Annotated in this window: 14 protein-coding genes; 3 read left to right on the top strand and 11 right to left on the bottom strand. The window is 55.0% G+C overall.

Annotation, left to right across the window (positions count from 1 at the left end; genetic code table 11):
- The first annotated feature begins 319 nt into the window (after positions 1-319).
- Together ACJ8HB_RS13705 and ACJ8HB_RS13700 are read left to right on the top strand one after the other, a co-directional pair.
- Positions 320-1,606: an HlyD family secretion protein gene (locus tag ACJ8HB_RS13705; protein WP_033648236.1), complete on the top strand. Its 1,287-nt coding sequence runs from the start codon at positions 320-322 to the stop codon at positions 1,604-1,606.
- Entirely contained in the window at positions 1,599-3,698 is a 2,100-nt protein-coding gene (locus tag ACJ8HB_RS13700; RefSeq protein ID WP_033638474.1) for a peptidase domain-containing ABC transporter, read from the top strand. Before ACJ8HB_RS13705 ends, ACJ8HB_RS13700 begins: the two co-directional genes overlap by 8 nt.
- Before the next feature lie 184 nt (positions 3,699-3,882).
- Here ACJ8HB_RS13700 and ACJ8HB_RS13695 read toward each other — a convergent pair whose 3' ends face one another.
- The 9 genes from ACJ8HB_RS13695 to ACJ8HB_RS13655 all read right to left on the bottom strand — a co-directional run bounded on the left by ACJ8HB_RS13695 (position 3,883) and on the right by ACJ8HB_RS13655 (position 15,519).
- Entirely contained in the window at positions 3,883-4,170 is a 288-nt protein-coding gene (locus tag ACJ8HB_RS13695) for a hypothetical protein (RefSeq protein WP_025302730.1), read from the bottom strand.
- A gap of 42 nt (positions 4,171-4,212) precedes the next feature.
- Positions 4,213-4,380, bottom strand: a complete 168-nt coding sequence (locus tag ACJ8HB_RS13690) for a hypothetical protein (RefSeq protein WP_160208002.1) — start codon at positions 4,378-4,380, stop codon at positions 4,213-4,215.
- 24 nt (positions 4,381-4,404) lie between these two features.
- A complete protein-coding gene (locus ACJ8HB_RS13685) occupies positions 4,405-4,665 on the bottom strand; it encodes a hypothetical protein (RefSeq protein WP_049196799.1) in 261 nt (86 codons plus the stop codon).
- Between the two features lie 244 nt (positions 4,666-4,909).
- Positions 4,910-9,058 carry a non-ribosomal peptide synthetase gene (locus tag ACJ8HB_RS13680; RefSeq protein ID WP_094860135.1) on the bottom strand — a complete coding sequence of 1,383 codons (4,149 nt, stop codon included), beginning with the start codon at positions 9,056-9,058 and terminating at the stop codon, positions 4,910-4,912.
- Positions 9,058-12,864: an AMP-binding protein gene (locus ACJ8HB_RS13675; protein WP_094860136.1), complete on the bottom strand. Its 3,807-nt coding sequence runs from the start codon at positions 12,862-12,864 to the stop codon at positions 9,058-9,060. The genes ACJ8HB_RS13680 and ACJ8HB_RS13675 overlap by 1 nt, the downstream gene beginning before the upstream one ends.
- Before the next feature lie 27 nt (positions 12,865-12,891).
- Positions 12,892-13,332 (bottom strand): toxin-activating lysine-acyltransferase, encoded by a 441-nt coding sequence (locus tag ACJ8HB_RS13670; protein WP_033634445.1) that lies wholly within the window; start codon positions 13,330-13,332, stop codon positions 12,892-12,894.
- An 18-nt stretch (positions 13,333-13,350) separates the two neighbouring features.
- The gene (locus tag ACJ8HB_RS13665) at positions 13,351-14,877 is read right to left on the bottom strand and encodes an MchC protein (RefSeq protein WP_141240929.1); all 1,527 of its coding nucleotides are present in this window, start codon (positions 14,875-14,877) and stop codon (positions 13,351-13,353) included.
- A gap of 82 nt (positions 14,878-14,959) precedes the next feature.
- Positions 14,960-15,247, bottom strand: coding sequence for an E492 group microcin (locus ACJ8HB_RS13660; protein ID WP_125460888.1), 288 nt, complete (start codon positions 15,245-15,247; stop codon positions 14,960-14,962).
- Positions 15,244-15,519 carry a hypothetical protein gene (locus ACJ8HB_RS13655; RefSeq protein ID WP_060420559.1) on the bottom strand — a complete coding sequence of 92 codons (276 nt, stop codon included), beginning with the start codon at positions 15,517-15,519 and terminating at the stop codon, positions 15,244-15,246. Before ACJ8HB_RS13655 ends, ACJ8HB_RS13660 begins: the two co-directional genes overlap by 4 nt.
- A gap of 316 nt (positions 15,520-15,835) precedes the next feature.
- On the opposite strand from ACJ8HB_RS13655, the gene dcp reads away from it, so the two are divergent.
- On the top strand, positions 15,836-18,037 hold the full coding sequence (gene dcp, locus ACJ8HB_RS13650; protein ID WP_094860138.1) for a peptidyl-dipeptidase Dcp: 2,202 nt from the start codon (positions 15,836-15,838) through the stop codon (positions 18,035-18,037).
- A 71-nt stretch (positions 18,038-18,108) separates the two neighbouring features.
- On the opposite strand, the gene ACJ8HB_RS13645 is transcribed toward dcp, so the two are convergent.
- Positions 18,109-19,419, bottom strand: coding sequence for an MFS transporter (locus ACJ8HB_RS13645; protein ID WP_033655189.1), 1,311 nt, complete (start codon positions 19,417-19,419; stop codon positions 18,109-18,111).
- A gap of 142 nt (positions 19,420-19,561) precedes the next feature.
- Complete coding sequence (locus ACJ8HB_RS13640; RefSeq protein ID WP_094860139.1) at positions 19,562-20,191, bottom strand: N-carbamoylsarcosine amidohydrolase; 630 nt, start codon at positions 20,189-20,191, stop codon at positions 19,562-19,564.
- Between the last annotated feature and the right edge of the window lie 9 nt (positions 20,192-20,200).

Raw genomic sequence — 20,200 nt, 5'->3', positions numbered from 1 at the left:
AACAGACAATGGAAGGGCGGCGCATGATTATTTATTGGACATGCCGAGATGTAGTCTGAATACGATTATTTGGTTAGGAGACTCTTTATTGGTTTTTTATGAATATACCTAGTGATATACAGCCATGTTGCTGGATAAGTGCGTAAAAAGCATTGCATTTCTTCGGGGGGCTCTATATCATAATGAGAATAATTATCTTTACGATATCGCTGCTTAAAAAGCAACAGGCTTGTTTTAATCACTGTTGCTGTTTTTTCGGTGTACTTCTGCATTTTACGAGCCAGGATTGGCTTGAGCTTTATTTCTGGAAAGGGATTTCATGCGTGATTTGTTTCGACAGGAAGCCACGGATCATCAGCGGGCGAAATGGGCGGGTAAGGCCTTATTGATAAACGGCTTGCCCGCCTGGTGCTTTGGTCTTTTATCGTTTTTATTTATTCTTGTTTTCCTCTCTTTTCTTATATTCAGTCATTATACGCGCCGCATTAATGTTTATGGTGAAATCACCACCTTCCCCCGCTCAGTCAATGTGTTTGCACCCCAGCAGGGTTTTATCTCGGAACGCTTCGTCGAAGTGGGCGACGTGGTTAAAAAAGGCCAGCGTCTTTATCAGATTGATGTCAGCCGGGTGACGGATAACGGGAAAGTGAGCGCCAATACGCGCCTGGCGCTGGAAAACCAGTTAAAACACGTTGACAGCATCATCCTTAAGTTGCAAGACAACAAGCGCATGACGCTGGAAAATCTACGCGCGCAAAAAAAACAGTATGAATTGGCGCACATGCAGTCCAAACAGCTGTTGGATAACGCACGAGAAGGGGTGGCATTTGCTCAGGACAACATGCGTTCCTATAAGGAATATCAGCAGCGCGGTCTGATTACCAAAGATCAGCTTAGCGGACAAACCTATTCGTTTTATCAACAACAAAGTCTGTTCCAAAACCTGCATAGCCAACACATTCAGGAATCGTTGCAAATTACGAATTTGGAAAGCGACATCGTTACGCGCGCGGCAGATTTCGATAATCAAATTTCACAGTACCAGTTTCAGCGTAATGATTTGCAACGGCAGTTAGCGGAAGCCGATGCCAGCGGCGCATTGATCGTGAACGCCCCGAGCGATGGCCGCATTGAATCTCTCAGCGTTACCCCGGGTCAGATGGTCAATAGCGGTGACAGTCTGGTACAGATTATTCCACGTAATGGCGCGATTTATCAGCTAGTTTTATGGTTGCCGAACGCCAGTGTGCCTTATGTTTCAGCGGGGGACGCCATCAACATTCGTTATGATGCTTTCCCCTATGAGAAGTTTGGCCAGTTTCCCGGCAGGATAGAAAGCATCGCTTATGTGCCGGCCTCCATGCAAGAAATGTCAACTTACAGCAGTTCTCCCGTGCATCAGCCCAACGCGCAAACGGCATCTTATTACAAGGTCACCGTTTCCCTGGATGAAACGCATATCAGTTACCAGGGCAAGGCGTTGCAGCTCACTAACGGCATGCGGGCTCAATCCACGCTGTTTCTGGAAAAAAGGCCTTTATATCAATGGATGTTCTCGCCTTTCTACGATATGAAAAACAGCCTGATGGGGCCAATCAATGACTGAATCTTATTTCGACACGCTAAAGGGCAAACTCAATTTGTCGCTGCGCCGCAAAGTGCCGCAGATCCTGCAAACTGAAGCCTCGGAATGTGGGCTGGCCAGTCTGGCGATGGTATGCCATTACCATGGCTTGCAAATCGATCTGTTTAATCTGCGCAGCCGCTACGGCTTTTCTTCACGCGGGGCGACGCTGTCCGCGCTGATTGACATCGCGAGCGCACTGAAACTGCAATCCAGAGCGTTATCGCTGAATATCGATGAACTTAAGGCATTGAAAATGCCTTGTATTCTGCATTGGGACATGAAGCATTTCGTGGTGCTTGTCAGTGTCAGCCGAGGGCGGGCGGTGATCCATGATCCTGCCTTTGGCCGTAAAGTGCTGGGGTTGCATGAACTGTCGCGGCATTTTACCGGCGTAGCGCTTGAGCTGTGGCCAGACAGTGAATTTCAGCCGATCAAACAGCAAAGCAGATTGCGTTTTCGCAAGCTGATGAGCAATGTGCGCGGCCTCAAGGGGGCCTTGCTAAAGATCTTCTGTCTGTCGATCGTGATTGAAACGGTTAATCTGCTGTTGCCCGTCGGTACGCAGTTGGTCATGGACCATGTGATTCTGGCCGGCGATCATGATCTTTTAGCGCTGATATGCATAGGATTGCTGTTTTTTATTTTATTCCGTACCGGCGTATCCATGTTGCGCTCGTGGATCTCTATCGTCATGGGCGCGTTGATAGACGTGCAATGGAAGGCGGGAGTGTTCGATCATCTGATGAAATTGCCGCTTTCCTTCTTTGAGAAGCGCAAGTTGGGTGATATTCAATCCCGTTTCGGCTCATTGGATACGATAAGAGCGACTTTCACTACCAGCATCGTCAGCAGTATTATTGATGGCATCATGTCCGTAGGCGTATTTATCATGATGCTGCTCTATGGCGGCTGGTTGGTTTGGGTGGTGCTCGGCTTTACGGCGATATACGTTATTCTCAGGTTGTCGACCTATCAATATTATCGGCAGCTGTCGGAAGAGCAGTTGGTGAAAGGGGCACGAGCCGGGTCTCATTTCATGGAAACGTTGTATAGCGTCAGTACGTTAAAGGCGCTGGGGTTATCTGAAACCCGTTCGCAGTATTGGCTGAATCTAAACGTAGAAACGATCAATGCCGGTATCAAGCTGACCAAATTAAACATGATGTTTGGCGGCCTAGGGGCGTTTATCGCCACCTGCGATCAGGTGATCATCCTTTGGCTAGGCGCGGCATTGGTCATAGACAATCAAATGACGATCGGCATGTTTATCGCGTTTAACGCCTACCGCGGGCAGTTTTCGGAGCGTGCCAGCAGCCTGATCGACATGATGCTTCAGCTGCGAATGCTGAGTTTGCATAATGAAAGGGTGGCGGACATTGTGCTTTCGTCACCGGAATCGCAAATGCCCGCGCGCCAGCTCTTCACAAAAGGCAAAGCCGCAGAGCTTCAGGTGCGGAATCTGCGCTACCAGTATGATCGCTTGGCGAAACCCATTATCGCGGATTTGAATCTCAGCATTGCAGCGGGAGAAAGCGTGGCGATTGTCGGTCCCTCCGGCGCGGGTAAAACCACGTTGATGAAGTTAATGTGTGGGTTGCTGTCGCCGGATGAAGGGGCCGTGCTGGTCGACGGTATGGATATCAGCAACATTGGCGTTAATAATTATCGCCAATGTATCGCTTGCGTGTTGCAGGATGACAAGCTGCTGGCGGGATCTATCGCTGAAAATATTTCAGGATTTGATGCCGAGATGGATCTGAAGCGTATTGAGGCGTGCGCACGACGTTGCAATATGCATGATGATATTCAGAACATGCCGATGGGCTATGAAACATTGATCGGCGAACTGGGGGGGAGCCTTTCTGGCGGGCAGAAACAGCGCTTATTGATAGCCCGTGCGCTCTATCGTCGCCCCAGCATTCTGTTTATGGACGAAGCGACTAGCCACCTGGATCTAGATAATGAAACACATATTAACCGCGCTATTTCACAACTGAACATTACCCGCGTGATTATTGCGCACCGTCCGTCGACGATTGCCTCTGCGGATAGAGTCATTCGACTCGGGTAATGTCAGCTTCGCTTTACCTGGCCTCTTCACCCCGATATTTTCGCTACGTCAACCGCGCACTCATCCTGCGGTGAACCCATGAAAAAAGGGTTATCACAATGATAACCCTGGCATGATGTGACGCTTTAGGCGCTGAAGCCAATGTTAACCGCTGAGGTCAACCGCGAGGCTTGCAGGGCCCCGATCAGTTCGAATCGGTATTGTTGTTGTTCCCCCACATGGTACCGCCGCCGTTGCTCCCGCCCCAGGGAATGCCTGATGGGCCAACTGAGCCGGGGGCACGATCGCCGGTGACATAGTTACCGACAGCACCGCCGACAATAGTGCCGACAACGCCGCCCGCCACGCCACCGATAGAGCCGATGCCGCCGCCGATCGCTGCGCCGACAGTTTCTGCGGAAACCGTCAATGTACCGCTGCGATCTCCTGCACCGGAAATGATTGAACATTCTTCAGAGGTAAGATTGCGCATACTTGCTCCTTAGTAATTAAATTTTAAAATAAGCCACGTTGATCATGCTGAGCGTCGCCCGTGATCGCTATTGAGCAATTTATGCGTGGCGATAACGGCAAAGGCGATAAGGGCGTATTTCAAGAAACGATTGAGGCTGAAATAATCCGCAATCACGCCAACAACAAGCCCGATTAAAATGGCGAACAATATAATGAATAATCTTTTCATATGATGGATACGAATCTTCCTGCATTAGTTACTGTCGGCAGGATTGTTCGTCGATGTTTGTTTATTGCCACCCAACATGGACTCCACCATTTTGCCAGCGGTATAGGCGGCACCACCGATAACGGCACCGGCAACAGCGCCTGGGCCAGCACCGACGCCGCCAGCCATGGCGCCGGTCATCGCTCCACCAACCGCGCCGGCAGCGACTGCACCGCCCAACTCTGCATAGCTGAAATCCCCAGCTGCCGCGATAAAGTTCACTTCATTAAGTGTAAGCTCTCTCATAATGACTTCCTTATATTATTGGTTTTTGGTTTTTGCAGTTTTCCGATACCAGAAAAATGCCACTAGCAAGGTTGAAAAGATAAAGGATTGAATGATTGTGCTGGTAAACCTCCTGTCTTCGGAAAAAAATAAAGAATAAAAAATATCCATAAATGTGTAGTAAAAGCAGAACAAAAAAATCCAACTGCTTGGTAATTTCATCAGTGCCTCGATAGGTTTGATTGATAGGGGGTATCTTCTCGCGTTATTCCAATGATGTTGACAACGCGTGCAGCAATTGCGTCAGCGCTCGAAGAAGTTGAGCGTTGTTTAAAATGCTGTAATGCGTTTCTGCACAATAACTGAGTTGAACGCTATGCGAGGATTGCATCTCCCAGCGTTGTGCAAGATGGGGGTGTTTACGCTGACGTTGCTGGCTGAGCCAAAGCGTTAGCGGTATCGCTATCTGCGGCAGGGGGCCGGCGTTATTCGTTAGTTCGAACGATTTTTTCAGCGCCCAACAGAAGGTTTCGGCATGTTCCAGCGTGATCTTCTCCGCAAGCACGCTCTGATTCAGCGCATAGTGCATTTTTATCTCGTTGGCGAAGCTGTCTATCGCATTCGTTTCTTGACGCCGACACAAATGGCGCGCAATACCGAGGGAGTCGAACAGACTGAGGTAACTTTGGGCCACGCTGAAACGTCGCTTCACTGCGGGCTGCTGGGCGGGCAAACCGCTGTCGACAACCACCGCATGCGCAAAGGGCGCGCCTTGTTCCGCGGCCAGCGCCGCCATATGGACAGCTAATTGGCCACCCAATGACCAGCCGGCGATAACGGCCGTGTCGCGTTTGGCACGCGGTATGGCCGCCAAGTGGGAGGCGGCCAATCGCTGCAGGGTGAGTGTGTCGTCTGCGCCTGGCGCGGCCAACCCCGGGCTGGCGATGGTAATGATGTTGGCGCAGGCGCAAAGCTGTTTTGTCCACTTTGCATATTGATGTACCTGGCCGCCGGCGCCATGCACCAAATACAAGGTGGGCAGAGTGGGGCGATCGGCTGAGCCGGACAGCATCGATAACGGCAGGGGCGCATTCGCGCGCAGACGCTCGGCAAGTTTATCGAGCTGTGAGTAGCCAAGGATTTCCGCCAGGGTTAATTCCACATTAAGGGCGCGCTTGATGTTGCCCAAAAACGTGATGCCGGAAAGCGAGCTGCCGCCATTGCTGAAGAAGCTGGCATGGGGGTCGATCTTGTCTGGGGTACAGCCTAACGTATTCGCCAACAGCTCTCGTAGCAGCATGAGTTCCGCGGACGCCGCGGGTGCAACATCGCTGGCCTGACTCCGTTCGGTGCCTGGCGATAGCAAGGTGCGATCCAATTTGCCGTTGCGTGAAAGCGGGAAACGTTCAATGAGATGATAGCGGGATGGCGCCATATACGTGGGCAATGCGGCCGTAACCAGCTCGCGTATTCTTTGCTCTGCTTGAATGCAGGTTTTCCCCGCCTCGGTCAATGTGATGTAAGCCTCCAGATGCGGTGTGCCGTTCCCGGTTTCATCGCGACAGACGACACACGCTTCAGCGACCAGCTCGCTGCTTTTGAGCGCGAATTCGACGTCACCCAATTCGACGCGAAAACCTTGCAGTTTCACCTGTTGGTCTTCGCGGCCGAGAAACTCGATGTAACCGCTGCGATGCCAACGGCCGCGATCGCCGGTGCGGTACACGCGTTCTCCGGTGGTTGGGAAAAGCACAAAGCTGCCGGCGGTGGTTTGGCTATCGCGCCAATACTCGCGGGCAACCCCAACGCCACCGATATAAATGTCGCCGGTAACGCCGAAACCGCACGGCTCGAGTTTTTCATCCAACACCCACATGCTCTGATTTGGCAATGCGGTTCCATAGGGGATGGCGTTTCTGTAGTGCGTATCTCGTGTAACCGGATGATAAATTGACCATATTGCCCCTTCGGTTGCACCGCCAAGGCTGGTGATGGTGGCGTTGGGGCAAAGCCGATGTGCCTCGGCGATCAGCCGCGAAGAGATGCGATCGCCGCTCAGCCAAATATGCCGCAGTTGAGGCAGCGACAGGATGTTTTCTTGTGCGCAATATTGCACCAACATTTGCAAGATGGCGGGAACCGAGTTCCAGATGCTGATTTGCCGCTGGCGTATCGCATTTAGCCATGCTGACGGCTCTTTCGCTTCATGCGGCGATAGCACCGTTACCGATGCGCCTGCTAGCCAGCTGCCGAACAGGTCATAGACCGATAAATCGAAGGCCAGATCGGCGAGCGCCAATACGTTGTCACGATGAGAAACGTTAAACTGTCGGTTCATGGTCAGCAAGGTATTGGTGACGGCACCCTGTTCCATAGCCACACCTTTTGGCGTGCCGGTCGTCCCCGACGTATAAATGACATAGGCGAGCGCTTCCGCTTCGCCTGGCGGGAAGGTCGTCGCTGTGTCTGTGACATGAGGGGAAAACAGCGCCTCCAGATCTTGAATGCGGGTAGTCTGCGGATAGCGGGCGCGATGGTGAGCCTGGTTGCTCAAAACCCAGGCGCAACCTGATATCCGCATAATGGCCGCTGCGCGGGCATCCGGCAATCCTTCGGCCAACGGCAAGTAGGCGCGTCCGGCGAGGATCACGCCGAGCGCCGCAATAGCTTGATGAGCGCCGCGTGGAAGATCGATGGCGATGAGCGCGCCTGGGGCGGTATGGGCGATCAGCCAATGCGCCACGAGGCCGGCGTGCCGCAACAGTCGATCGTAATGCCATACGCTATCGCCCTCGTACAACGCCGGGCGATCCGCATGCTGGTGGGCAGTGCGTAACAGCCGATCGGAAAGAGGTTGCCGCAAGAATGCCGGCATTGCCTGTCCGATGGAGAGCTGACGCAATTGCCTGTTATCGGCCATTGACGCCAGCGAATAGTGGCCGACGGCCCGCGAGGGATCGCAGGCAATTTGCTGCAGCAGCAATGCGTAAGCTTGCGCCAATCCGTCAATGCGCTCCGGCGTAAACAGCTTGGCGTTGTATTGCCATTCCAACTGAATGCCCTCCGCGCTGGAAATCACTTCCAGAACCAGATCAAACTTGGGCGGCGCATAGCCTCTCGGTAGGGTGTTAACCTGCGCACCGCCAACATTCAGCTCATTGCTTTTGCGATGTTGGCAGACGAACATGATTTGAAAAATGGGGTGAAACTTGCCGCGCGTGGGCTTGAGTTGTTCAACCAGGTAAGAGAATGGCAAACCCTGATGTTTGAAAGCGCGCGCAAATTTATTCGCGTTCTTTTGCAGCAGCGCGGTGAAACTGTCGTCGCCAGTGATGATAAATTGGTGAGCGATCGTGTTGACGAAGCTGCCCACGGCATCGTTTAACGTCGGCTCGTTCCTGTTGGCGATCGGGCTACCGATGACCACGCGATCCGTCGCAGATTCTCTGGCAATCAGTAACGCGAAGGCGGAGTGCAACAGCGTAAACAGCGTCGTACCGTTATGTTTGGCTAACTGGGCCAGAGCCGACTGCAGTTCGTTCGTCAGCGATGTTCTGACGATATTCTGTGTTTTTCCTGCCGCGGTGATGGCGATATCGTATTCAAGCGCGTGTTTTTCCGGCGCACCATCCAGTTCATCGCGCCAAAACGCCATGCTGTCATCGACATTGGCGACGGCGAGGAAAGGGTCTTCAAGGTAGCGGAAAAACGCCTGGCCGTTGTCATAATGGCAATGCTCTTCGTGCGCGTGATAGCCACGGCTCAGTTCATCCACCAGCAAATTGGCCGTCCAGCCGTCGACCACGCAATGGTGAAAAGTCAAGAACAGATAGTGGTGCTGCGCGCTCTTTCTCAAGATCCGGCAGCGCAGGGGATACTCGGCACCGAGATCAAACGGAATCGTGCACTGGGCGTTAAGCGCCGCTAGCATACTTTTTTGCTGCTCCTCACTATTCTGCCCGCTGATGTCCTCGAGACTGTGTTCGAAAATGGTTTCATCAGGGTGCACGATGTCAACGGTGATGGCTTCCCCGTCTAGCCGATAGCGGCCGCAAAGCGCACCGTGCCGCTTGAGTAGTTTTTTCAGCGCGGCGAGCAAACGCGTGGGTTCAAAGGGCCCCAGGATCTCTTTGGCGATCGGAATGTTATACAGCGGGCTGTTCTTGGTGAAGTTTTCATACAGCCACAGGTATTGCCCCGCGTAGTGATTGACGGTGTAACAAGGCTTCTCCCCGGTGTCTCGCACTGCATTATCTGGCGTACAGACAGATAAAAATGCGGTGATGTCTTCCTGCACCGCACTGAGGGCGGCGGCGTCGACATGCTCAATGGTTTGGCGTCGAGGCGACAGCTCGCCGAATGTTGCTCCCTGTTTCGCCATTTCCATCAGATTGATCAGGCCGATGACGCTCATCAGTGCACTCCTTCTATGTTGACGTCGATAGCTTTCCCTGTTCGACCGCTTTTATTCGGGCGTTTGTCGCTGTGGGCGGAAATCAAATTCAGCCAATGCGACAAGCTACACAACTGCACTCCCGGGTTTCTCCGCTGTGCCATTGTGAAGGCGGCGCGATGATCGATATTCTCGCCATCATCGAAGCCGAAGATCCTCAGTACGCAGCCGTTCAATCGCTCATTGGCCGTATCGAACCGGATGTGCGGGAAATAGCCAAGCCGCGCGGAAAAGGCTATCAACTCAGTAACGCCGGCGTCGACGGCTTGGCGGCGCGAATCGGTTTTATGCAGCAACAGCAGCCGCTCATGCCGAAAATCGCGCAGCAGGCTTTGCGTGAGTCTGGCGCCGCCGGCTGTATCATGCATAAAGATCATGTAGTTAACTCGGCCGGGCAGGACGAGCAGCAGGGCCGAAAGCGCATCAAGCCAACTGGCATATTGCGTGGCTTCGTTCGGTACGTTGAATATGGCCGCGTTCAGCGGCCATTCAGCATGCAACGGCAGCGCCTGCGGTGACAGAATGTCCACACCGTGTTTGTCGGCGAGGGCGGCCAACAAAAGTCGTTCATCTGCGCCTTCGGGAGATTGAATAAACAGCCGGCTGCTGGCCGGCGCCTCGGTTGATAGGCGGCGGCCGATAGCGCAGCGGATGTCCAGATGCTGCGGATCCAGGCCATAGCGTGCATGGGCCAGCTGCGTTAGGTGTCGGCAGAAATCGGCGAGTCTCGGATGTTCAAAAATATCGCTCAGGTTCAGATCCAACCGACAGTGGGCGTTAAGCGCGTTAATGATTTTTATGGCCTGCAGCGACTCGCCGCCGAGCGTGAAGAAGTCGCCATCGTCACTGCCCAGCGTCGCGAGCCAAACCTCATTCACCAGGGTGTTGAATGTCGTCGAACGCAATTCCCGTGTGGGTTCAGGCAGCCGGGATTGTCTTTCCAGGGTGCGATAATCAATCTTGCCGTTAGCCAGTTTGGCCAGCGGCGTTGGGTGATGCACGAAGCGCTGAGGAATATGTGCATTGGGCAGTTCGCCATACAGCGTGCGGCGCATTGCCTCGCTGAGCGGCTGCCGGCTGTGATAATGCGCGTACAGTTCCGTTCCCGCGTCGCCGCTTTTGGCCAGCACGGCAATTTCGACAATTGCAGGCAACCGGGCCAGACAGCTTTCTATCTCACCCATATTGACGCGCTGCCCGGCGATTTTCGCTTCACGAATTTTGCGGCCAAGGAACACCAGCTGCCCATCCTGGCGCTGGCAGGCGATATCGCCGGTACGAAAGGCGGGCATGGGATGGCCGTTAACCTCAAGGGTGACGAACTTTTCCGCGCTCAGCGTTGGCTGATGCAAATATCCCAGGCTGACGGTCGCTCCGGCTATCAGTAATTCGCCGCTGCAGCCGAGCGGCAACAGCCTGAGATCCTCGCCGACGATCGCCGTGTATATACCGTCCAACGGTGCGCCTATCGTCACGGCGGCGCCATCGTTTTTGATTTCGGCGACCGTCGCCACCACGGTTGTCTCGGTTGGGCCGTAGGAGTTGAATAACTTTCTGCCTTTGGGATAGTGCGCGAACCAGCTTTCTTTGGCTCGCGGTGAAAGGCTTTCGCCGCCGATGATAACGGTCGTGACGGCCGGCGGCAGCGTCTGTTCGCCGCCGGAGGCGAACAGCATCTCATTAAAGTAGGCAGTCGGCAGATCCAGCAGGCTGATTTGATGATCGGCGCAGAATGTGAAGAAAGCGGCAAAACTGTGCTTGACGGCCTCAGGGGCGATACACAGGTGGGCGCCGGCACCCAGCGTCATGAAAATTTCTTCAATGCACGCATCGAAATGCAAGGGCGCAAATTGCAACACGCGTTCATGCGGTTGAATGCCATAGCATTTTATCGCCGCATCGACAAAAACGTTGAGAGCATGTCGGGCGCCTATCACGCCTTTAGGCATTCCCGTCGAGCCGGAGGTAAACATGATATAGCCGGTTCCGGCCGGGAATGGCGGCGCCTCTGCCGCTGTTTGCCGGCGAAACACGGTGAAGTGCGCGAAATCCGCCGGCATATCGAGTGTCGATGCGCGCCAATGCGCCAATACGTCAGGTTCGGAATGAAAGGAGGGAAGTGTGCGATCGGTAATCAGGATAGCGTCGCTAAACTGTTCAAGCAGTTGACGATGAGCCGCTCCATCCCCTTTGGCATTCAGGTTGACGAACGGCATTTTCAACTGCAGCGCAGCAAGCATGCAGATGATGGCTTCCGGCCCTTGCGGCAAGTCGAGCAACAGCACGGTGTATGCAGCACGGGCGGGGGCCAGGGTATCGGCCAGCGCACGCCACTGTTGCTGCAAAACGGCATAAGACAGCGCTCTTAGCGACAACGAAGCGTGTGCGGGCGTGAGGATCGCCGTGCGTTGCGGCGCTTGAACGACGGCGCGATCGATACGTTGCATTATATCGACCACGTTCTCGTTGGCTGCTTTACCCTGCAGCGAGAGCGGGAAACGTTGTCGCAATGCCGCGACGGAAAGATTTTCCGGGTCGTGATACAGCAAGTCGCACAAGGTCTGTATCCCCTGGCTGTGCCGCACCAGGCTGGCCGCATCGTAAAGCCCTGAGTCGGCATCGATCTCCAGCCGAAGCGTTTGGTTATCGAGATCGGGACGCATGTTGAAGACCAGATCCTGCGCGCCTCCTGAGCGTAAATTACGGATTTCGCTGCGCTGCGCGGAAGAAAATGAGGCTGCCGCTTCAAAGGGAATGATATTGACCACGATGTTGAACAGCGGCGAGCGGCTGGTGACGCTCCTCAGACTTTTTATCTCTTCGTAACGGAACGCTTGATGTTTTTTGAGTTGCCTGAGCATGCGTTCAATGGTTTGCGCCAACTGTCGGCATGAGGCCGTGTCCTCAATATCGAGCGTCAAAGGAACAACGTTGGTTTTGCAAGTCAGCGCCTGCCTCGTCAGGGAGTCTGTTCGCGCCATCATTGGGACGCCGATCGTTTGCTGTTTCTCGCCGGTACACAAGTACAAATATGCCATCACTGCCACGAAAGTGCGCGCCAGCCAAGAAGGGTGCCCGGTTTGCAGCGCAAGGCGCTCGGCAGGATAGGGCAACGACGTCACATGGCGGATCGTTTGTCCCGAGGGAATATTGGCGCAGGCTAATGTCATCGGGTCTGGCAGTGAGGCGCTGGCTGCTTGCCAAAAATGTCGGTCCGCTTGATAGGCGGCTGACTGTTTATACTCAGATTCAGCCCTGAGCAAGGCATCGATCGCAGGTACGTCTTGCGGTTGCTGCGTTTGGCCTCGGTAGGCCTGTGCCACTTGGTGGATCAGCAAATAAGTGCCGTAACCATCAAGCAGCAGATGGTGGCTGCAGAAATACCACAGAAAGCGTTGCTCACCCAGTCTAATGATTTTTTGTCTGAATAACGGCGCAGCGTTCAACGAGAACGGGCGCTTGGTATCCGCTTCCATTAATTCGATAGCGGTGGCCATATTGTTGGCGCGCTGCGAAAGATCTACCCATTCCACTGAGATGTTGGCGGTGACGGGATATTGATAAGGCGTACCGTTATCTTCATCAAACAGAACGTGCAGCGTCGGCGTTTGGCTGATGACGCGATGAATGGCACGTTTCATTCTTGCGATATCGAGAGTGTGATTTATTTCGACATATTCCGCGATATTATAGCTCGATTTGTCATCGCCGATCTTGGTGCCGTAGTAAAATCCCGCCTGTGAATCCAATAGTTGATGCTTGCTCATCGGCTCATCCCTGATGTTTATTTTTCTTTATTTTTTTACCGTCATCAGTTTGCCCGTTCGGCGGGAACGCCATACAACCGTGCGACGTTCTGCGATTGGGTGAACTGTTTTAAGGTGTTCCAAACATAAATGCGCGCTGCCTGGCTTGCAGCAAAAATCTAAAATACACAGCGTGCCGCCCTCATCCCATTCTGAGGTATGGAGAAGAAACTGCGGATCGTTAATAAATCGACCCAGCGTCTCATCTCTCAGGTAGGCCCAGGTTATATATCCTAACGGATTATCCAAATGGTCGAATAATATTTTGAATTGGTTTTGATTAATCGCTTCCTGAGTCCATAGCTGCAACGTTTTTATATGGTACAAACTGTAATTTTTATTCATCAGCATACAGTTAACGGCGAAGCCCAGGCTCTCGTATTGACTGAACTTACTTTTACCCTGCTGGTTTTCTTTGATAAAACTCACGAAATATCCTCAGCGTTATTATTGTAATACGTTGATCGCCTGGCGCTCGAAACGATCCAGATAGGTTTGCAACTGTTCGCTGATCTCGCTGACTTCACCGCGCCAGCCGGCAATTTCTTGAAAAATCACTTCACGGCGCATGAACGCGCGGGAGCCCAACCTTCGGGTGACGGTCTGCTTCATCGCCTGTTGTAATCCGGCGGCGGTTTGATCCGCTGATGTTTCCTGAAGGTACTTCGCGTATAACCGCTGGAATGCCAGAGAAAATTTCTCCTCCGCTGTCGTACCCTGTTGTTCGGCGGAAACCCTTACGGGCGAGTCGATGAGCCGATGCAACAGGGCAATCGCCGGATGAGCATTCCCCTGGCCCAGACCTTGTCGACGGCTAAAGACGCCGGGAGCCAAATCGAACATTTTTTGCAAGCGTTCGCCTAAGGCGAACCATTCGGCGGTGAGAGGCAGGCGTTGTAAAAATGCAGGGGCAAAACCCACCATACCGAGATTATCCAGCAGGCAGGCTCGCTTGTAGGCCATACTAAAGGCCGCGCCGATGCCTTGGTGCGCTGCCGCGAGAAATGCCGGGCCAAATTGATGCTTGGCTAAATAAAAAGCGAGATCTTGCATGCCTCTCAGCAACAAAGGGGCGTCTTCGTTGAGTTTGTTGTGCTGAATGTAGCTGCGGCCGGGATCTCGACGTTCTGCGGGAAAAACGCTGCGAACACCATGAAAGTCCAGCAGCCTGCCGGCCATATCGCAATTGGAGGGTGAGGTCATCATCACCAAATGGCGGGTACGGCAGTAAGCTATCTGCGTCGCAAGGCGCCGGGCAAGCTCGCAGAGCCCGTAGAATGCTCGTTCTTCCTGCGGCAATGCCAACCAGCGCACAGCGTCAAACTCAGAGGGACGAGGCAGAAAGGACGGTGCGGCGACAATGAGCTTTTCGGTCCGCTCAATATCCGAAGGCTGCCTTTGCATCGCATCATGAGGATGATAGTAGGGTGCGCGGCAAAAATGTGCAGGGCGCACGACGGGTTCGCGCACCAGCAACGCCTTACGGTTATGGACATCTCCCGCCGATGCAGGAGAGAGGGTGGCGATGGGGTTGTCGGTCAGCAAGATCGCCTTATTGGGCACGGCGCCGTAAGGCAGCAGTTTGGCCATGACGTTTCCCCACAATGCCTCCAATACTGCGCCGGTCATTGTCAACTCGCCATCGACATGCTTTGCCCCTTGACCGACTAACGCATTGGCTCCGATGCCTTTAACCTGCCATCGCCCATCAAAGCCACAGCGTGCGCCACCGCCGTTGCGCGAAATAGCCCCGCCGCCATAACGTTCGGCGAAAAAGACTTTTTCATCGTTTAAGAGCGGCGTGCCGTCATCAAAAATAGCATGACGATTATTTTCTTCGATGAGATAGCTGGCCTCATTTTTCAGTTCGTCCTGCTCGGCAGGGCTTAATTCGTTGTGCCAGAGTAATTGAGAACCTGTCTTTTTTGCGACAAAAGGAATCAAGCTTTCGTGAAGCATGGCGAGGTTTTTCATTTTTTTAATCGTTATTTTTATGGGCGCAGGGCAAGTTAAATGTCGGCCTTATTTTTCAAGGGATAATAAGGCCCACGTTTTTTTAATTTGAAGAATCCGGTGTTGAAAGTGACGACGACGGTGAAGGGCGACCACCGCCACTGCCATTCCATGTTGGGCCCATGGGAACCTGTGGAATAGCAACGTTAACCGGCATGTGCGGTGCGGCCTGAATAGCGATTTCTGTGCCCACGCCCACGGCTAATGATACGGGGGTGGGCAATTTCGCTATTGTGCTCAGGCTGCCGACAATAAGTGAAGTCGGATTATAAGAATCATTGCCGTCAGAACCGTTAATACATGACAACTCAACTTCCGTTAAGGCTCTCATTTAAGCTCCTTCTTGCGAGAGGTAATAGATAACACAAGCGAAAAAATAACTGCCATCGACAAACCATACATTGCCGTGATTTTAAGGGCGGCTGTATCCAAAAGGATCGCTTGGCGCTGCAGGCAGTAGTCTAAAAATACGGCAAGGGGGAATATCAAGAACAGCATGACGATATGGTACGTGCGCAAGCCTTTTTTCTTCGCGTTTTTATAAGTTGCACTGATAATGAGGATGAAAATGACAATAAGAACTATTTCCGTTATAAGCTGCAATTTGATTAGCTCCGTTAATCAAAATTTACATCAAGTTACATTGAGTAACCTGATAAGTCAACAGGGTATTTTATGATTCTTCTTTATTTATCAATGGCATTGAATTAATTTCCTATAAACTAATTACATTATGTGACTATATGTTGATGATAAAAAACAAAGATGACACCGGAGCTTCTGGCAGCGGCCGGCGAGGCGGCTAACTTCTAATCACTTGTTTTTGCTCAAACTGCCAACTGCACCTAAGCTAGGAGGTGACTCAGAGGGAGCGATTCCCCGAGACCTTATTCCGTGAACATGGAGGAGTTTCGATTTGATGCGTTTATCCACATTGGTGCTGGCGATCGGCATGGCGCTGGGCTCGCAGGCACAGGCAGCAGAAACCCAACCTCACGCCGACCATAGCGCACTGCCCAGCGGCCAGGCGAAGGAGGCTAACGTGACCGGTGAAGCCAATCAGCACGACAAGCAAAAGACTCAAAATCCGTTCTTCTATCAAAGCCGTCTGCCGTTCCAGGCGCCGCCGTTCAACCTGATCAAGGAGAGCGACTACGCGCCGGCGATCGAAGCGGGCATCAAGCAAAAGCGGGAAGAGGTGGAGAAGATCGCCAACAACCCGGCCAAGCCTAATTTCAAGAATACCTTGGTGGCGCTGGAGCAGGCCGGTTCGCTGCTGACGCGGGTGATGAACGTGTTCGGCGCCATGACCTCGGCCAACACCAGCGACGCGCTGCAAAAGCTGGATGAAGAAACCTCGCCGAAGCTGGCGGCGCTGAACGACGACATCATGCTCAACGGCAAGCTGTTCGCGCGCATCAAGTCCATCTATCAGGATCGCGATGCGCTGAAGCTGGATCCGGAGTCGCGCCGGCTGGTGGAAGTGACCTACAAGAACTTCGAGCTGGCGGGCGCCAACCTGTCGGACGCCGACAAGGCCAAGCTGAAGGCGCTGAACCAGGAAGCGGCGACGCTGAGCACCCAGTTCACCAACAAGCTGCTGGCGGCGAGCAAAAACGGTGCGCTGGCGATAACCGACCAGGCGAAGCTGGACGGCCTGTCGGAAGGCGAGCTGGCTGCGGCGGCCCAGGCGGCCGCCGAACGCAAGCTGGAGAAACAGTGGCTGCTGGTGCTGCAAAACACCACGCAACAGCCGTTGCTGCAGAGCCTGAAAGATCGCGACACCCGCCAGGCGCTGTTCGACGCCTCCTGGACTCGTGCGGAGAAGGGCGACGGCAACGATACCCGCCAGACCATTTCCCGTCTGGCCAAGGTGCGCGCCGAGCAGGCCAGGCTGCTGGGCTACCCGAACTACGCCGCCTGGAAACTGCAAAACCAGATGGCCAAGACGCCGGATGCCGCGCTGAGCTTTATGCGCAACATCGTGCCGGCGGCCACCGCGCGCGCCGAGCGTGAAGCCAAAGACATTCAGGCGGTGATCGACCAGCAGAAAGGCGACTTCAAGGTGCAGGCCTGGGACTGGCAGTTCTATGCCGAACAGGTGCGCAAGGCCAAGTACGATCTGGACGAGTCGCAGATCAAGCCTTACTTCGAGCTGAACAACGTGCTGAACAACGGCGTGTTCTACGCCGCCAACCTGCTGTACGGCATCAGTTTCAAGGAGCGCCAGGACATCCCGGTCTATCAGCCGGACGTCAAGGTGTACGAAGTGTTCGACAAGGACGGCAAGTCGCTGGCGCTGTTCTACACCGACTACTTCAAGCGCGACAACAAGGGCGGCGGCGCCTGGATGAGCAACTTCGTCGATCAGTCGAAGCTCAACGGCACCAAGCCGGTGATTTACAACGTCGCCAACTTCACCAAACCGGCACCGGGCCAGCCGGCGCTGCTGTCGTATGACGACGTAATCACCATGTTCCACGAGTTCGGCCATGCGCTGCACGGCATGTTCGCCGATCAGGAATACCCGAGCCTGTCGGGCACCAACACCGCGCGCGACTTCGTCGAGTTCCCGTCGCAGTTCAACGAGCACTGGGTCAGCGATCCGAAAGTGTTCAGCCACTTCGCCAAGCACTACCAGACCGGCGAGGCGATGCCGCAGGAACTGGTCGACAAGATCAAGAAGGCCGACAAGTTCAACAAGGGCTACAGCATGACCGAGCTGCTGTCCGCCGCGCTGCTGGACATGCACTGGCACATGCTGACCGCCGATCAGCCGCAGCAGGACGTGGACAAGTTCGAGGCCGAGTCGCTGCAAAAAGACAAGGTCGATCTCAGCTACGTGCCGCCGCGCTACCGCTCCAGCTACTTCCAGCACATCTGGGGTAACGGCTATGCCGCGGGCTACTATGCCTATCTGTGGACGGAAATGCTGGCGGACGACGCCTTCCAGTGGTTCACCGAACACGGCGGCCTGACCGCCGAAAACGGCCAGCGCTTCCGCGACATGATCCTGTCGCGCGGCAACAGCCAGGATCTGGAGAAGCTGTACATCGACTGGCGCGGCAAAGAACCGAGCATCGAACCGATGCTGATCAACCGCGGGTTGAAGGACGAGTAAGTTCGGCCACTCCCGGTAAGCAAACAAAAGGGCGCGTTATGCGCCCTTGGTCTTTTTGGCTTGGTCGACATTCAGCGGTTCACCACCTTGGCCGGCAGGGCCACTACCAGCAGCGAGCTGAGCAGCAGGCAGCCGGCGAAGGCCCAGAGCGCGCCGCCGCTCTTGCCGGTCAGATCCAACGCCAGCCCCATCAGCGAATTGCTCACCAGCCCGGCGATGTTGGCCAGCGAACAGGCCAGCGCGAAGCCGGTCGCCGCCGCCGTGCCGCGCAGGAAGGTGGCCGGCAGGCTGAAGAACACCGGCACCGCACCGATGATCGCCGCCTGGGCGATGGAGAACAGCAGCACCGTGGCCAGCGCATTGTGGGTGAAGAAGGTGCTGCCGGCCATCGCCAGCGCGCCGACGATAAACGGCACGATGATATGCCAGCGCCGTTCGCGCAGCCGGTCGGAACTGCTGCCGATCAGCAACATGCCGAGCAGGGCGGCGACGCTGGGGATCGCCGTCAGGTAACCGATGGTGGTGATGTCGGTGACGCCGGCGGTTTTGATGAAGGTCGGCATCCAAAAGCCCATGGCGTAGGCGCTGAGCAGAATGGCGAAGTCGATGCCGCCGAGCATCCAGACTTTCAGGTTGAAGAAGCCGTCGCGGAAGCTGTGCTTGCCGTGATCGGCCTCGGCGTCGTCGCGCGCCAGATCGTCGGCGATGCGCTGTTTCTCCTCGGGCGTCAGCCACTTGGCCTGCTGGTAGGTGTTAGGCAACAGCCAAAAGGTCAGCACGCCCAACAGCACGCTGGGAATGCCCTCCAGCAAAAACAGCCATTGCCAGCCGTGCAGCCCGTGAAGCATGTCGAAATGGCCCATGATCCAGCCGGACAGCGGCCCGCCGATCACGCTGGACAGCGGCAGGCCGATCATGAACAGCGCGATGATGCGGCCGCGGCGATAGGTCGGGAACCACAGCGTCAGGTAAAAGAGCACGCCGGGCAAAAAACCGGCCTCCGCCACGCCGAGCAGGAAACGAATGACGTAGAACTGGGTCGGCGTGGTGACGAACATGGTGGCGGTGGACAACAGCCCCCAGGTGATCATGATGCGGGCGATCCACATTTTGGCGCCGACGCGCTGCAGGATCAGGTTGCTCGGCACTTCGAACAGAATATAGCCGACGAAGAACAGCCCGGCGCCGAGGCCGAAGGCCGCTTCGCTCAGCTGCAGCGCGTCGGCCATCTGCAGCTTGGCCAGCCCGACGTTGATGCGATCGAGGTAGGCCGCCAGGTAACACAGGCAAAGAAACGGGATCAGTTTCCAGGTGATTTTGCGGTACAGCAGCAGCGATTCTGCGTCCGCTTTCCCCGCCAGCGGGGTGTCGACAATGGCCATGATGTTGTCTCCAGGTGGTACGTGTTGGCCTCCGCAGGAGGCGCCTGTTGTGTTTGCGTTGCAGGGGCGCCGCCCTGTTTCGGGCGGTCGCGTGAGGCGCTGTTTGCGCCTTCGTTATTGTCGTTGCAGGTGAATCCTTGACTCATAACCGGTTCAGGTAGTCGAGCGCCTCCCGTTTGTGCACCACGTCGCCGTATTTGCTGTCGATGTCGAACAGGTTGGCTTCGTGCGGGCCGGGGTGACGATCGCCGACGCACTCGCGCACCACCATGGCGCGAAAGCCGTGCTGCACCGCGTCCACCGCGCTGGCGCGGATGCAGCCGCTGGTGGAGCAGCCGATCATCAGCAGCGTGTCGATCCCTTGCGCCACCAGCAGCGGCGCCAGCGCGGTGCCGAAGAAGGCGCTGGCGTATTGCTTGCTCAGCACCACCTCATCGGCCAGCGGCGCTACCGCCGGGCAGAACGCCGCCAGCGGGTTGCCCGCCACCATGTCCTTCATCACCGGCGCTTTTTTGACCCACAGACCGCCATCGGCAAAATGGCCTGCATGATAGCGGATATGGGTGTGGATGACAGGAATTCCCGTGCGGCGCGCGCAGGCCAGCAGCTCGCGGCTCTCCTCGACCGCGCTCACCACGCCCGGCGCGAACAGCGGCGCGCCTTCGGTGGTGTAGGCCTGCATAAAGTCGATCGCCAGCAGCGCCGGGCGCCGGCCGAAGCCGATACGCTGGTCCCAGACGCCGCGGTAGTTGTCGCTGAGGGTGTCGTTCATTCTGCCTCC

The organism is Serratia sp. CY27727 (assembly GCF_052169275.1).
Taxonomy (GTDB): Bacteria; Pseudomonadota; Gammaproteobacteria; order Enterobacterales; family Enterobacteriaceae; genus Serratia; species Serratia sarumanii.
Note: the sequence above shows the minus strand (reverse complement) of the source record. Positions and strands in the feature narration are given on the sequence as shown.